Origin of the sequence: Sulfuricurvum sp. (assembly GCF_049587615.1) — a bacterium.
Classification (GTDB): Bacteria; Campylobacterota; Campylobacteria; order Campylobacterales; family Sulfurimonadaceae; genus Sulfuricurvum.
On record NZ_JBAVEF010000053.1, the window covers coordinates 136,492 to 151,504 of the forward strand.

Annotated in this window: 11 protein-coding genes; 5 read left to right on the top strand and 6 right to left on the bottom strand. The window is 44.0% G+C overall.

What is annotated here, in order from left to right:
- Window positions 1–12: 12 nt before the first annotated feature.
- The 5 genes from WB308_RS10805 (at window position 13) to WB308_RS10825 (ending at window position 4,172) form a co-directional block, all read left to right on the top strand.
- Window positions 13–630: a type III pantothenate kinase gene (locus WB308_RS10805; RefSeq protein WP_424191376.1), complete on the top strand. Its 618-nt coding sequence runs from the start codon at window positions 13–15 to the stop codon at window positions 628–630.
- Window positions 624–1,244, top strand: a complete 621-nt coding sequence (hisG, locus tag WB308_RS10810) for an ATP phosphoribosyltransferase (RefSeq protein WP_424191378.1) — start codon at window positions 624–626, stop codon at window positions 1,242–1,244. The genes WB308_RS10805 and hisG overlap by 7 nt, the downstream gene beginning before the upstream one ends.
- 69 nt (window positions 1,245–1,313) lie before the next feature.
- The gene (locus WB308_RS10815; protein ID WP_424191380.1) at window positions 1,314–1,832 is read left to right on the top strand and encodes a glycine zipper 2TM domain-containing protein; all 519 of its coding nucleotides are present in this window, start codon (window positions 1,314–1,316) and stop codon (window positions 1,830–1,832) included.
- 106 nt (window positions 1,833–1,938) lie between these two features.
- On the top strand, window positions 1,939–2,934 hold the full coding sequence (gene gap, locus WB308_RS10820; RefSeq protein ID WP_424191382.1) for a type I glyceraldehyde-3-phosphate dehydrogenase: 996 nt from the start codon (window positions 1,939–1,941) through the stop codon (window positions 2,932–2,934).
- Window positions 2,934–4,172 (top strand): glucose-6-phosphate isomerase, encoded by a 1,239-nt coding sequence (locus tag WB308_RS10825; RefSeq protein WP_424191384.1) that lies wholly within the window; start codon window positions 2,934–2,936, stop codon window positions 4,170–4,172. Before gap ends, WB308_RS10825 begins: the two co-directional genes overlap by 1 nt.
- 20 nt (window positions 4,173–4,192) lie before the next feature.
- Here WB308_RS10825 and WB308_RS10830 read toward each other — a convergent pair whose 3' ends face one another.
- The 6 genes from WB308_RS10830 to WB308_RS10855 form a co-directional block, all read right to left on the bottom strand.
- Window positions 4,193–5,641, bottom strand: a complete 1,449-nt coding sequence (locus WB308_RS10830; protein WP_424191386.1) for a methyl-accepting chemotaxis protein — start codon at window positions 5,639–5,641, stop codon at window positions 4,193–4,195.
- Window positions 5,616–6,104: a PAS domain-containing protein gene (locus WB308_RS10835; RefSeq protein WP_424191388.1), complete on the bottom strand. Its 489-nt coding sequence runs from the start codon at window positions 6,102–6,104 to the stop codon at window positions 5,616–5,618. Before WB308_RS10835 ends, WB308_RS10830 begins: the two co-directional genes overlap by 26 nt.
- Before the next feature lie 44 nt (window positions 6,105–6,148).
- Window positions 6,149–7,501, bottom strand: a complete 1,353-nt coding sequence (gene dbpA / locus WB308_RS10840) for an ATP-dependent RNA helicase DbpA (RefSeq protein WP_424191390.1) — start codon at window positions 7,499–7,501, stop codon at window positions 6,149–6,151.
- A gap of 149 nt (window positions 7,502–7,650) precedes the next feature.
- Window positions 7,651–10,260, bottom strand: a complete 2,610-nt coding sequence (gene acnB / locus WB308_RS10845) for a bifunctional aconitate hydratase 2/2-methylisocitrate dehydratase (RefSeq protein ID WP_424191392.1) — start codon at window positions 10,258–10,260, stop codon at window positions 7,651–7,653.
- A gap of 226 nt (window positions 10,261–10,486) precedes the next feature.
- On the bottom strand, window positions 10,487–12,745 hold the full coding sequence (locus WB308_RS10850) for a DNA translocase FtsK 4TM domain-containing protein (RefSeq protein WP_424191465.1): 2,259 nt from the start codon (window positions 12,743–12,745) through the stop codon (window positions 10,487–10,489).
- Window positions 12,746–12,824: 79 nt separating this feature from the next.
- On the bottom strand, window positions 12,825–14,891 hold the full coding sequence (locus WB308_RS10855) for a flagellar biosynthesis protein FlgL (RefSeq protein WP_424191394.1): 2,067 nt from the start codon (window positions 14,889–14,891) through the stop codon (window positions 12,825–12,827).
- Window positions 14,892–15,013: the final 122 nt, after the last annotated feature.

A 15,013-nucleotide genomic window follows, 5' to 3' on the forward strand; every position in this document is an offset into this window, starting at 1 on the left:
TATAATACGCGCATGATATACTGTGACATCGGCAATACTTCGGTTGATTTGTTTTGTGAGGGGAATCGCACCAAATTGAGTGTAGACCTTTTTGACCCCGCTGCCCTTCAGGGTGAGATTTATTTTGTGAGCGTAAACGGGGTTTTTAACGAGCGTATTAAAACGTTTTCCCATTGGCATGATCTGCGTGAACTTATCGACTGGAAGAAATACTATCCCACGATGGGAATTGACCGCATTATGGTATGCGAAGCGATAGAAGAGGGCGTCATCGTTGATGCGGGGAGCGCCATCACGGTCGACGTGATGAGCGGTGGTGTGTACCAGGGGGGATTTATTGCTTTGGGAGTTCGTGCGGCGCAGGAAGCCTATGCGAGACTCTCTCCTGCATTGGACGTGTCATTTAACTTTGAGGTTGATTTGACTATAATGGCGAAAAATACTCCCGATGCCCTTACGGTCGGTTTTTTGGCTCCGCTTATTCATAAGATCGAGAGTCTCGGAAAACCTATTTATCTAACCGGAGGCGATGCACGGCTGTTGTCTTGTTTTTTGACCGAGGCGATAGTAGAGGAAGATTTAATCTTTCGAGGGATGAAAAAGTTGATTGAAAAAGGTGTTAAATGCTAAGTGTCGCACTCCCTAAAGGGCGAATTGCCGAGGATACGCTGGAAATTTTCGAAACGATTTTCGGAAGCAGTTTTAAATTTGACGATCGCAAACTGATCCTTCAAACCGAAAACTTTAAATTTTTATTGGTGCGCAACCAAGACGTTGCGACCTATGTTTACCATCAGGCTGCCGATATCGGTGTCGTAGGACTCGACACTCTCGAAGAGCAGGGGCTGGATGTCATCCGGTTACTCGATTTGCAAAAAGGGAAATGCCGTGTCGCGATTGGGATGCGCGCAGGAGAAAAGCCTGATTTTACGAAAAGTGAGATCAAGGTCGCGACGAAAATGGTCAATATCACTAAGCGTTATTTTGCCGAGCGTGCCGTTGCGGCTGATATTATCAAACTTTACGGGTCGATTGAACTTGCACCGCTTGTCGGTTTGGCGGATATGATCGTGGATGTCGTTGAGACGGGCAGTACCATGAAACAAAACGGGTTGGAGGTTGTCGAAACCATTATGGAATCGACAACCCATTTGATTGCCAATAAAAACAGTTTTTTTGAGAAAAAAAGTGAAATTCTAGACATATACGAGAAAATAAATGCCCTTTTATATGGCAACAAATAAACAATTCACTATTGATTAACAATAGCTATCTAGAATGTGCTCAAATAAAAGATTTTAAAGGATAGAGTTATGTTAATGACTTCTAGTTCACGTTTCGCTCTGGTATTGCTGTTTACCGGATCTTTAGTTATGGGTGAAAGTTTTTCGACGGTAGAATACATCAAAGTGACAAAGTCGGCACCGATTTTTTCAACGATACAAGAAGAGATACCGAATGAAAAATGTTACGAGGTTCAAGAGCAGGTAAATTCCGGCGGTGTTAACAATAATGTCATCGGTGCGGTAGCCGGCGGAGCTCTTGGAGGTGTTCTTGGGCATCAGATCGGCGGCGGTAGAGGTAAAACCGTTGCCACGGTGGGGGGGGCTATTTTGGGAACCCTGGCAGGTCAGCATGTTGCCAACAGTTCGGGCGGCAATACCGCTCCCACTTATCAAACGGTTCGCAGATGTGAAACGCTCAATACCGTACGTTCGCGGCAGGTATTGAGCGGTTATACGAATTTTGCCAAATTTAAAGGCAAAGAGATCAGTGTAGAGAGTGATCATTCCCTTTCGCAAATTCCCGTTACTGTTACTTACAGCTATTAGTTTCTTTCCAGCCCCGTAAAAGGGGCTCTCTTTCTCTTCTACTAACCATCTTTTTAAAGTTTTTTTGTTAAAATAAGTCTTATTATCTTATTTTTTAGGAGTCTCTATGGCACTCAAAGTGGCGATTAACGGTACGGGGCGAATTGGAATTATCGTAGCTAAAATTATTGCTGAACGAAGTGACATCGAGTTGGTTGCTCTCAATACAACCGCAAAACCCGAAATGCTCGAATATTTGCTCAAATTTGACAGTGTTCATCGCGGTATTGACGCGAAAGTGGTGGATGAAAATACGATTGCCATTGCCGGAAAAAATATCCGTATGTTTCGCGAACGCGATATCGATAAAGTTGATTTCGGAAGTACGGGCGCGGAAGTGGTTATCGAATGTACGGGGGTCTTTTTAGATCAAGAGAGCTGTCAAAAACACTTGAAAAACGGCGTTCGAAAAGTTGTTATGTCCGCACCTGCGAAAGATGATTCGCCAACCTACGTGATTGGTGTGAATTCAGACCGTTATCAAGGTGAAGCGATTATCTCCAACGCCAGTTGTACGACCAACGGTCTTGGACCGATTTGTAAAGTGTTGGATGATGCGTTTGGGATTGAAAATGGATTAATGACGACGATTCATTCGTACACCAACGACCAAAATATCTTGGACGTTAAACATTCCAAAGATCCGCGACGTGCACGCGCCGCGGCCTTAAATATGATCCCTACCTCTACCGGTGCGGCTAAAGCAATCGGAAAAGTTATGCCCCACTTGCTCGGTAAATTGAACGGATATGCGATGCGTGTCCCGACTCCGGATGTGTCGGTTGTCGATTTGACGGTGAATTTGAAAAAAGAGGTTACCAAAGAGGATATTCATGCCGCGTTCAATACGGCAGCGGAGGGGAACTTTAAAGGGATTATCGAAGTGGATAACAATAAACGTGTATCGTGCGATTTTATCGGTTCTACCTACAGTTCAACATATGTTCCCGATATGACGAGTGTTGTCGATGGGAAGACAGTCAAAGTTTTAGCGTGGTATGACAATGAATGGGGGTACAGCAGTCGTCTTGTCGATATGACTGTTCTTGTCGGAACCCATTAATGCTGCAGTATACGAACTATTTCGATACCAAGAGCCTCGATCCTTTTACCTTGGAAAAAGGATTTGAGGCCGTTCGTTATGAAGCGGCTTCGGGAGAAATCGGATATTATCATCTCCCTCTTTCATCGCAACTACTTGTTGAAGAGCTTCAAACGATATATCATACTATTGACCGCCGTTTTAATACCATTGCTATCGTTGGGATAGGGGGCTCTTCATTAGGAATAAAAGCGATTGAAAGACTTTTGCGCCCCAGCACCCCGAACGCCAAAAAACTCATCTATCTTGAAAACTCCGATCCCATCAGTATTATGCACGAAATGAAGCAGATCGACAAGTTTCGGACCCTTTTTGTGGTGATATCCAAATCGGGGGGGACCGTAGAGACCCTTTCTATTTTTAAGCGCCTTATTGTCAGTTTCGAATTACCGTTGGAAAACTCGGATCAGATTTTTGTTGTGAGTGACGAGGATTCGATCCTTTCTCGCTTTGCGGATGAAAATCACCTCCGCCGTTTTGTGATTCCTGCCAATGTGGGCGGCCGTTTTTCGGTTTTAAGCGCGGTAGGGATGGTCCCCCTAACTTTGGCCGGTTTTGATACGGGAGCCATACTCACAGGCGCCCAAATATTTTTGGAGAGATTTTGGAACCGCCAAGAAGAGCATATGCTTCAAAAAGCTGCTTTTTATGTGATCCATAGAGATCAATATCCGATGAATGTACTCTTCGCCTATTCTGATACGTTTGAAGAATTCGGAAAATGGGTCGTTCAGATCTGGGGTGAATCGCTTGGGAAGCGAAATCGTCGGGGTGAACGGGTAGGATTAACTCCTATCTCTTTGATCGGATCGGTAGATCAGCACTCTTTTTTACAGCTAATTATTGAGGGGCCCCTTAATAAAACGGTTACGTTTATGCATATTGAGCATTCGGAAGAGCATTTGATGATTCCGGAACTCTCTCTCAACTATTTGGAAAAAAGCGATTTTGTAAACGGTAAAAGTTTTAACGATCTTATTAATGCACAATGTCAGGCGACGATGCAGAGTGTTTTGCAAAGCGGTGTCAGTGTCGATGATATAGCATGGAAACAAATCGATGAAAGATCGGTAGGGGAAATGATACTCTATTATGAGTTACTTACCTCATTGAGCGGAGCACTTTTAGAAATTAATACGTATGATCAGCCGGGCGTTGAAATCGGTAAAAAGATTTTAGAGACCTATTTTAGTCGCTAAAATCTCTTAGGCATGAATGCCTAAGCTTGCTTCATCAAATATTCTTCCGATTCTTTGTTCAAGGAATCCATTAATGCAAAGAGGGTTTGACTTTCATTTTCCATCTCTTGAAAACTATCGAGAATGCTCTCTTTATGATAGATAGATCGGTCTTCATTTTCGATATATTTCATATTGGCAAGGACAATGGTATGGACGGCGGCATGAGGCTGTTGCATATTTTTGTAACTTGGTAAATGGGAGAAACGCTCTTTACCTGCACCGGTATCGTACCATTTGCCTAATCGGCAGCTGTGATGGTCGGAAAATACAGTTTCTAATTTCCCATTAGCAATGCTTTTGTAGGCGTTTGATTTGAAGATGATGTGGTCAATCTTAGCCAGGGTAATGAAGGTGGTGTTTTCAATCGCTGTGGTTTGCGCTGCTGCTTTTTTGGCATCTTCATTAAACATATGCAGTGTTTGACGGAATTCGCCGATAGCTTCACTGGATTCTTGAGCAATATCGTTCATGTCTTCCGAATTGGAGTGAATTTCATTCGTCTCTTGTTGAAGCGTTTGAACGGCAATGCCGATCTCTCCGGTCGCTTTTTGGGTCCGCTCGGCAAGTTTACGCACTTCATCGGCAACGACGGCAAATCCTCGGCCGTGCTCACCTGCACGCGCAGCTTCGATAGCGGCATTTAGTGCGAGTAAATTGGTTTGATCGGCAATATCTTTAATCAAATTGACAACGGAGCTGATCTCTCCCGTTTTCTCGTTAAGCGAGTTGATGGCATCGGCAGACGTTTGAACCAATTCAATAAGACGGCTGAGTTTTGCAATAATCTCTTCAAGTTCATTAACGCTGTTGGAGGATTTTTCAGACGTTGTCTGGCTGATGGCGGCGATGGTGTGAAGGCGCTGTATGGTGTTTTGAAGATCTTGCTGAATTACTTCCAAGCCGCCGCCGACACCGGAACCGATTTTCCCCAAGGCGCTGTTCAGAATCGACTTTTGCATGTGAAGATAAGTGGCTTGCATTGATCCGATCGCGATATTAACAAAGTTGCTCGCCTCTTTGTACTCTCCTTGAAGTCCTTGGATTAAGATTCTTCGATGGAATTCATCACGACTTGCCGCCTCGACGCTGGCGCGTATTTCGCGGATGAATACTTCGGTTTGATCGAGCATGTTGTTGGTGTTCCAGCACAGATTATAGAGTTCTCCATGGTCTTGAATATAGGTAACACGGTTTTCAAGATTACCGCTTTCCGCACCTTTGATAACGGCGGCAACTTCACTGACCGTTTTTTGTGTTTTTCGTATGTTGATAAAAATAAACCAGGCCAGAGCAAAATTGGCAATATTTATAACTTTTATCCAGCTCCATCCGTATAAAAATATTTCCACCAACAACGCTATGACAAACAGCGCGATAGAGATAATGTTGGCATATTGGACTTTAGAGAGAGAGGATAAATTCGTCATATGACTGCCCTTTGTCTTTTAGTATTTGGTTTAATGCAGCTTCGGAAGCGCTCACGCCGCCGCTTTTTTCTCTTTGGAGCAATGTCGCGTACAATGGTGTGATGACGCTCAGCGCTTTTTGTGTCGGTTTACGGCGTACCGAATGGTAACTGCAGATTTGACGGTTAGCGTTAAAAGAGGGGGTGACATGGGCAAATACCCAATAGTAATCTCCATTTTTGGTTTTGTTTTTAACGTAAGCAAAAATCTCTTTGCCCGCTTTAATACGACTCCAAAGAAGTTTAAAAATAATGGCAGGCATATCTTCATGCCGTAAAATTTTATGGGGCTGATCTATGAGTTCGAGTTCAGTGTACCCAGACATTTTAATAAACAGGTAATTACCATAGGTGATTTTACCGTTTAAATCGGTTTTGGAGACAATAAATTCCTCATCTCCAAACGCTAATTCTTGATTTGGCATAAAAATCCTTCTCTATATTACAAAAATACCAGTAACCGTTTATGTTAGTCTAACAGCCATTTCCTAAATGTTTTCCCTTTTATCGGGCGTTTTACGAGTTTTTGATAAACATTTTCCGCTTTGTTACGAGGAATCGCAACATAACTCAAATGGTCGAGTTGATCGATTTTTCCAATCTCCTCTTTCGTTAATCCGCATTCATTGATCAGGGCTCCGACAATATCTCCCGCGCGGAGTTTTTCTTTTTTTCCGGCATCGATACAAATGGTGCGCATTAAAGTTTTGAGTACAGATGCATCTTTGGTGCTCGGAAGCTCTATCGGGGTTACGGAACGATTTAAATCGAGAAAACGCTCATATTGATGATGGTTGACCAACGTGATGGCGATTCCGTTTTTTCCGGCACGTCCCGTCCGACCGATGCGGTGCGTATAGCGTTCGTTTTGGATCGGTACTTCGTAGTTAATGATGGCATCGAGTCCTTCGATATCGATTCCCCGTCCGGCTACATCGGTGGCGACAAGGATCGGAGCGCTTAAGTTCCGAAACTGGATAATGGCTTCATTGCGATCAAATTGTTCCATATCCCCATGCAGGGTTAAGGCGTGGATGCCCATATCGTTGAGATCTTCGCATAAGGCGTTTGCATCGACTTTGGTATTGCAAAAAATGATGGTATTGGTAATACCGTGAAGGTGAAGCACTTTTGCAATGGCGGGGAGTTTATCGTTGCATAGATAGGCAATTTCTTCGATTAAGGGTTTACTGATCGCGTGTTCGGCTTGTAGCATTACCGGATCTTTCATAAACTCGGAAGTGATGGTTTGAATCGATTCGGGAAACGTGGCTGAAAATAGGAGTGTTTGCCGTGATGGGGGGGTAAAGCCTAGGATAGAGGTGATGTCTTCGATAAATCCCATATCGATCATCTGATCGGCTTCATCGAGTACGACGCTTTGGATCGCGGAGGGATCAAAGGCTTCCATTTGAAGGAGTTTCAAAACACGTCCAGGAGTTCCGACGATGATATGGGCACCATGTTTAAGAGAGTGAATTTGACCTTTCATCGGGACACCGCCGCAGAGGGTGAGCACTTTGATATTTCCGATTTCGGAAGCTAAAGAGCGGATCACTTTGGCGACTTGTTCAGCAAGTTCACGGGTAGGGCAGAGGATGAGTGATTGGGTACCAAACATTTTTTGGTTGATTTGATCCAATACTCCAAGTCCGAATGCCAATGTTTTTCCGCTTCCCGTAGCCGCTTGGGCAATGCAATCTTTTTTTTGTAAGATGATAGGTAGAGCAGTGGATTGAATAGAAGTCATTGTAGTGAATTCTAGACGTTTTAACGCCTCTTTGAGAGGTATGCGTAGTGCTAAGGTGTCGAATGAGGACATTGTGTCGCTTTATAATATAGATAAGGGATTATAGCATAGCCTTATGTCATTCCCGCGTAGGCGGGAATTCAGCTACTAGCAATTTGAAAGTTTTTTTGAAGATGGATCCCCGGATCAAGTCCGAGGATGACGGGAAAAAAGAGGGTTGCTTATACGGCTTTAATCGTAACGCCGTATTTTTCTTCAGCAACGTTACGTGCTTGGAGTGAATAGTTTGAAATTTCGTTAAAGTTGAGATATTTGTAAACATCATCCGCTTTTCCGGCCAATTTTTCAGGAACGATACTCATGTATTCCGCTACTGTCGGGATACGTCCGAGTTTAGCACAGACCGCGGCAAGTTCAGCAGAACCGAGATACACTTGTGTCCCTTTTCCTAGACGGTTGTCAAAGTTACGGGTAGAAGTTGAGAATACGGTTGAACCCTCACGTGAACTCGCTTGGTTACCCATGCAGAGTGAACATCCCGGAACTTCCGTTTGTGCTTCGATTGCTTTATAAACGTCGTAGTACCCTTCGTTGATAAGTTGTTGCTCATCCATACGGGTCGGTGGCACGATCCAGAATTTCTCAACGGCGATTTTACCTTCGCCGCGCATTACTTCACCCGCTGCTCGGTAGTGACCGATGTTGGTCATACAACTGCCGAGGAATACTTCATCGATTTTCTCACCTGCTACTTCGCTAAGCAATTTAACGTTATCCGGATCATTTGGACATGCCAAGATCGGCTCTGTTACTTCTGCGAGATCGATTTCGATGATTGCCGCGTATTCTGCATCCGCATCCGGCTCCATCAATGTTGGAGCAGCTAACCACTCTTTCATTTTATCAGCACGGCGTTGCAATGTACGAGCATCTTCGTAACCATCGGCAACCATCGCTTCGATCAAGGTAACGTTTGATTTTAGGTACTCGATAACCGGCTCTTTGTTCAAACGAACGGTACATGCCGCCGCTGAACGCTCAGCCGATGCATCGGAAAGTTCAAACGCTTGTTCCACTTTCATGTTCGGAAGACCTTCGATCTCTAAAACACGTCCGTTGAAGATGTTTTTCTTGCCCTTCTTCTCAACAGTCAAAAGACCTGCCTTGATTGCATAGTAAGGGATCGCATTAACCAAGTCACGAAGCGTGATACCCGGTTGCATTTCACCTTTGAAGCGTACCAAAACCGATTCCGGCATCTCTAACGGCATAGCACCTGTAACACCTGCGAACGCTACGAGTCCTGAACCTGCAGGGAAACTCACACCGATCGGGAAACGAGTATGGCTATCGCCACCTGTACCTACAGTATCAGGGAGAACCATACGGTTCAACCATGAGTGGATAACACCATCTGCCGGGCGAAGAGCAACACCGCTGCGTGAGCTGATGAATGCCGGAAGCGTTGCGTGCAATTTCACGTCGGACGGTTTTGGATAGGCCGCGGTATGGCAGAACGACTGAAGAACGAAATCAGCCGAAAATCCAAGAGCAGAAAGTTCTTTAATCTCATCACGTGTCATTGGTCCAGTAGTATCTTGGCTTCCTACCGTGCTTGTGATCGGCTCACAGTACATACCAGGGCGAACACCCTTCATGCCACATGCCTTACCTACCATTTTTTGCGCGAGAGTATACCCTTTGCCGGTATCAGCCGGTTGGATCGGCGTTGCGAAGATCGTAGCAGGTGCCATACCCAAAGCAGTACGTGCTTTAGCTGTCAATCCGCGACCGATGATAAGCGGGATACGCCCACCTGCACGTACTTCGTCTTCGATCGTGTTCGGGCGAAGGCTAAAGTTAGCGATTACAGCACCGTTTTTAGTGATGGTTCCGGCTTTGGTATCGATGTCCAATACATCACCGGTTTCCATTTGTGATACATCGGCTTCGATAGGGAGTGCACCGGAGTCTTCACAGGTTGCAAAGAAGATTGGAGCAATGATGCTACCGATAACTACTCCGCCCGTACGTTTGTTCGGGATCCCCGGAATATCATCACCCATGTGCCATTGAACGGAGTTTGCAGCTGATTTACGGCTAGAACCTGTTCCGACAACGTCACCGACATAAGCGATTTGCATCCCTTTTTCTTTGAGTTCAGCGATTTTAGCGATACCTTCAGGCATTTTGGCGCTAAGCATCGTTGTTGCATGAAGCGGGATATCAGAGCGGGTAAATGCCGCGCTCGCAGGAGAGAGATCATCGGTATTGGTTTCACCCGGGAATTTGAAAACAACAACACTGAATTTTTCAGCCAACGTTTTTTTGCTTGTAAACCACTCTGCATCTGCCCATGATTGGAGAACTTCTTTTGCATAGCTGTTGGTTTTTGAAAGCTCAACGATGTCATTAAACGCATCGTATACCAAAAGGGTATGTTTGAGCTCATGCGCCGCTTCGTTGGCGATAGCATCGTTGCTTAGAGCATCGATAAGAGGTTTAACATTGTAACCTCCTACCATTTTACCGAGAATTTTGATTGCCGCTTTTTTGTGATCGTCACTGTTAATATCACTGTTGTCAGCCAAGAATGCTTTTACTTCCCCTTGGACGACTTGGTGCAAAAATGCCGCTTTAACGTGGGCACCGTCATCAACACCCGGATTAACACGTTCTGCCAACATAGTGACCAGTTCATCATTTTTAGAACTCTCTGCTGTGATGAGTTCAACAAGAGAAGTAACTTGTTCTTTGGTAAGTGGGAATGGGGGAATTCCTTGTGCTGCGCGTTCCGCTACGTGTGCTTTGTATTCGTCCATAAAAGCCATAGTGACTCCTGTGCCTGTTAATTTTGAATGATTATATCAGAAGTAAAAATCAGTTTTATTTCAATGTTACTATTCTACTCAATTCTTTTGTTTGTTTTGTGAAAATATGAGTATAAAGGTAACATGTTTAAAAATCATGATTAATAATCAGGTGGTGAGTAAATAAAAGAATGAGAGAAAAAGTTACAGATTGATCTACAGGGGATGAATCCTCCGAAAGGGAGAATTAAAAAGGATCATTTGCGATGATGTCGCGATTGCCTTTGGCATTGGGGGCGGAGAGGATGCCATTGTTTTCGAGTTGTTCGATCAGACGGGCTGAACGGTTATAACCGATTTGAAGTCGTCGCTGTAAATAGCTGATGGAAGTTTTTTGCTCACTTAGGATGATGTTTTTAGCTTCCTCATAGAGTTCATCAGTCTCTTCATCATTTCCGTTCCCTCCCTCAGATTTCGGAATATCTTCTTTATCCCGTAAAAATTTGCGGTCGTATTCGGGTTCACGTTGCGCTTTGAGAAAATCGACCACTTTTTCGATCTCAACTTCGGTACTCCATGGCGCATGCAACCGTACAAGACCGCTCATCCCCGGAGGGGTAAAGAGCATATCCCCACGTCCGAGAAGCGACTCTGCCCCCATTCCGTCAAGAATGATTTTACTGTCGATTTTTTGTCCTACTTTATAGCTGATACGTGATGGTAGGTTGGCTTTGATGAGACCCGTTACGACATCAACACTCGGGCGCTGGGTCGCAACAATGAGGTGGATACCACTCGCACGTGCCATTTGTGCTAAACGGGCAATCGAATACTCGACATCCTTGCCGCTTGTCATCATCAAATCGGCTAACTCATCGATAATGACAACAATATACGGGAGCGGATCGCGTTTTTCCACTTTTGCTTTGTCATTATAGTTTTCGATGTTTTTAGTACGAGTTTCAGACATCAGCTGATAGCGCCGTTCCATCTCATAGACCATGTTATTGAGTGCAGAAATCGCTTCTTTGGGTTTGGTGATAACCGGAGTGAGCAAATGAGGAATATCATTGTAGATAGAAAATTCCAACATTTTCGGGTCGATCATCAGCAGTTTGAGTTGATCTGGGGAGTTTTTATAGAGCAAACTCAAAATCATCGAGTTGATACCGACACTTTTCCCGCTTCCCGTTGTCCCAGCAATGAGGAGGTGAGGGAGCTTTTTGAGATCGGTAATAAAAGGTTTTCCGACGATATCTTTACCTAAAATGAGAGTGAGGGGGGAGGCCGCCTCTTGGAAAAGCTTGCTCTCCAGCATTTCACGAAGATAGATCGTTTCCACGGTTTTATTCGGAATCTCAATCCCGACAACGTCTTTACCAGGAATGGGAGCTTGTATACGTATCGTTTGGGCTTTCAGTGCCATAGCAAGGTCATCTTGGAGGCCTAAAATTTTAGAAACCTTGATATTGGCGGCAGGTTTAAACTCAAAAGTGGAAACGACAGGTCCTGCATAGGTACGGACCACATCACCGTCGATGTTGAAATGGCCCAATTTTTCGATCAAATCACGAATCTTGTCGTCCAATTCGGCTTCATCGACCAAGGTTTGTTTTTTCGGAGGATTTTGGAAAAATTCAACAGAAGGGAGTTTGAAATTTTTCGGTTTTTCACTTACCCCTTTGTCGATTTGTTCCAAAAGCATTTTGTTCTCTTCCAGTTCATCAACGACAAGGGCATGTTGTTTGGACTCTTTGACTTTTTTGGCTACACTGAGAATCGTGGACTCTTTTGAGACGCTCTCAATCGGTGTGACAGCAATTGGGGTTTCTTCAGCTAATGGAACTGGTTGAGTGGCTGTTTCAACAAAAGCAGGCTCAGGAAAGAGTGGGGAAGTTTCATTCACTGCAGGTAAAGATTCCTCTTCATACAGCGAAAAAGGCTCTTCGTAGAGATTTGTTTTGCTGAGAGTTGACGTATCCTCAAGGGGGAGTGTTTTAATCATAGGGGACGGTGGTGTAGTTTGAACCGGTTTTGGAGCAGTTAACGGTTTTTTCATGTACTCGTTGACCGGTTTGGCAAGCTCAGACAAGCTTTGCTCCATCACCAATATGACAGATACGGCTACCATCATCAGCCATAATATCCACAATCCGAATGTGCCGATATAGACGGATAAAAAATCAACGATTACTCCACCGAAGGCCCCTCGGTAGATCCCCTCTACGACTATGGCCTGAAAAAAGAGGAGTGAAAAAAACAGCAGACTGAAAACACCGGCCATTTCGAAACGGCGATGTATCTCCCCCTCAAATTTATACCAATAAAACAGCGGAACCATCAGAAGCAGTAGATAGATGTAGGAAACATAGCCGAATACCTGGACATTTGTCTGTGCGAAAGATGCCCCGTAAGCACCGATTATTGCTGCATCACCAATGATCGTGGCGATTCCTAAATAAAATAAAATACCGAAAACGGCAATAAAGAGTGTATCGCGTAAAATAGTAAATCCTTGAAATCAGGTTGAAAAGGAGGTAGATTATAGCAAAAAAGGGGAGAGAAACCCCTTTTATTGCAGATTGCTATAAATAATTGACAAGTGAAAGTTGGGATACTTTGCTGATACTGGAGAGCATTGCTTGATAGTTGAGATTAAGTTGCTGCATACGCAGAGTTGCTTCGGCAATATCGGTATCGATAACATCCGATTGAAGCGTTTTGGTACTTAGAATCAGCATATCGGTCCGATCCGATGAAAGTTGCAGGACTTGAGAATAGGATCCTGCTTCCGTTTGAAGTCGGCTGACGTGATCACTCAAATCATCCATCATTTGAATGGAATTCTGGATACCGAGATTACGAGGATCAAGGTTGTCTGAACCATCAGAATGTTTTTTTCCTTCTTCAACGGATCGGATCATTTCCTCAATTTGGGTGAAAAAGTCTGTTTTTGGATCACGGACGGCTATGGCACTGTTTGCATTGAAGGTTAAAATCGCCCCGTTGGAATTGCTGTAATCGAATGAATTCGAATCGTAAAGGGAGATTGCCGCATTGGTTACCGGATTCAATTTGTCTTCGAAAACCATTCGTCCTGTATTATCAAGGGAAGTTGCCGCGAGAGTATTGGAAGTTGCGATGGCGGCATCATAATCGGTAGCACTATTGGTAGCGGGAAGGGTTCCGCTCATCGCCATGTTAACGACATCCATAAGTTGCTGATAGGTCATTTCATCAGCATTCACGGCACTTCGCAGAGTGCTATCCGTGTTGAAGATACTGTAGCTTGTGCCGCCATTCAACGAAAAAGTCGATCCTCCCGAAGCTAAGTTAATTTGTGCGGTGAATGCAGTTCCTGTGATATCTGTTCCCTCGATGATAAGCCGTTGACCGTTCAAGCTGCTGATACCGGCTACATCAACAAGTTTGCTACTTGCCGTCGCGTAGCTGTTAGTTGTTTTATCAATTTGCGAAATATTAGAGGACAATTTCGCACCAACAGTTTCAAAATTCGTCCGATCGTAATTAATTCCTTCAATCGTATTGGGAACACTTATTGGGGTGGTAAAACCGCTTTTTGTAAATTCTTTGACATAAAGGCCCGGTGCTGTAACGGCTGCTGTTTCAAAATCGATATTGCCGCTTTGCAAGAGGTCAATATCGGTTACGTTAGCACCTCCTCCTGCGCTGAAATCAACTGCCCCTACCATGTGAAAATCAAGTTTGCTTGACCCTGCTTTTTTATCGGCAATTTCAATTTGTCCGTGGGCATTAAGGGATACATTGACTTGATTATTGCCGTAAAGATCACCAATCTGCTGCATTAAATCATCTACGGTAGCGTCCATATTCAGAGCAATTTTACTTTTGAAAGTTTCCCCGTCACTTTTGGTACCTTGAATGTAAAAATATGATTGGCGCGTGGCATCATTGGCCGTGTCGGTATCGTTATCCCCCATCAGATCGCGTATCGTATTGGAACCCGTAATGTAGGTCTCTTTCGAGGTACTACGCGGCATTGCCGCATTTTGGATAATATCCGGGTATAAATCGGTTAAGTTCATCTGCGCCACATTGGAACTTACCGTACGGTTAATTTTACTTTCTTCGCCTAAAAAAAGCTGTGACCCGCTGATATTGTATTTTTGTTTTATGCCTGAGCCTAGAAACGCTTGAAGATCTTTATCGTTTCCTTGATAGCTTCCATCGTTTCCGATCGGTTTGACGGATGTCGCTGTTCCTGAAAAGATATATTGCCCTCCAATTGAGGTGTTGGCTAGAGCAAAAAGATGATTTTGAAGTCCGCGCAGCTCTTTTGCAATCGCTTGAATACTAGTATCGGAATGGGCGTCGCTTGCGGCATTGATCATCTTGACTTTCATCGATTCCAACGTTTTTACGAGCTCACCGATCGTAGTATCCGTTTGGGTAGACATTTTATAGGCGTTTTGCGCGCTGTTTTTTACTTGTGTAAGCATTGTGATCTCATTGTCCAAACGAAGGGTATCGACAAAAACACTTGGATCTTCATGAGCGTATTGGATTTTCATCCCGGATGCAATTTGTTTGTTGACATCAAATAACTGTTTATTTAATTTGTTGTTTTCGCCATAAATATTATTGTAATACGATCCTGAAGTAACTCTCACTTCAAATCCTTTTGTGTAAGCTTATGCGTTATAAAGCAAGAAAAGTTCCATACTCTAATATCGGCAAAAATCAAAAAATCATGAGTAAAAGCACTTTTACGTATTTTTAAGCTAAGTATCCC

Excerpts from the sequence above, each read along its gene's own strand:
- WB308_RS10805 (WP_424191376.1), top strand. The coding sequence starts at position 13 with ATGATATACTGTGACATCGGCAATACTTCGGTTGATTTGTTTTGTGAG.
- hisG (WP_424191378.1), top strand. The coding sequence starts at position 624 with ATGCTAAGTGTCGCACTCCCTAAAGGGCGAATTGCCGAGGATACGCTG.
- WB308_RS10815 (WP_424191380.1), top strand. The coding sequence starts at position 1,314 with ATGTTAATGACTTCTAGTTCACGTTTCGCTCTGGTATTGCTGTTTACC.
- gap (WP_424191382.1), top strand. The coding sequence starts at position 1,939 with ATGGCACTCAAAGTGGCGATTAACGGTACGGGGCGAATTGGAATTATC.
- WB308_RS10825 (WP_424191384.1), top strand. The coding sequence starts at position 2,934 with ATGCTGCAGTATACGAACTATTTCGATACCAAGAGCCTCGATCCTTTT.
- WB308_RS10830 (WP_424191386.1), bottom strand. The coding sequence starts at position 5,641 with ATGACGAATTTATCCTCTCTCTCTAAAGTCCAATATGCCAACATTATC.
- WB308_RS10835 (WP_424191388.1), bottom strand. The coding sequence starts at position 6,104 with ATGCCAAATCAAGAATTAGCGTTTGGAGATGAGGAATTTATTGTCTCC.
- dbpA (WP_424191390.1), bottom strand. The coding sequence starts at position 7,501 with ATGTCCTCATTCGACACCTTAGCACTACGCATACCTCTCAAAGAGGCG.
- acnB (WP_424191392.1), bottom strand. The coding sequence starts at position 10,260 with ATGGCTTTTATGGACGAATACAAAGCACACGTAGCGGAACGCGCAGCA.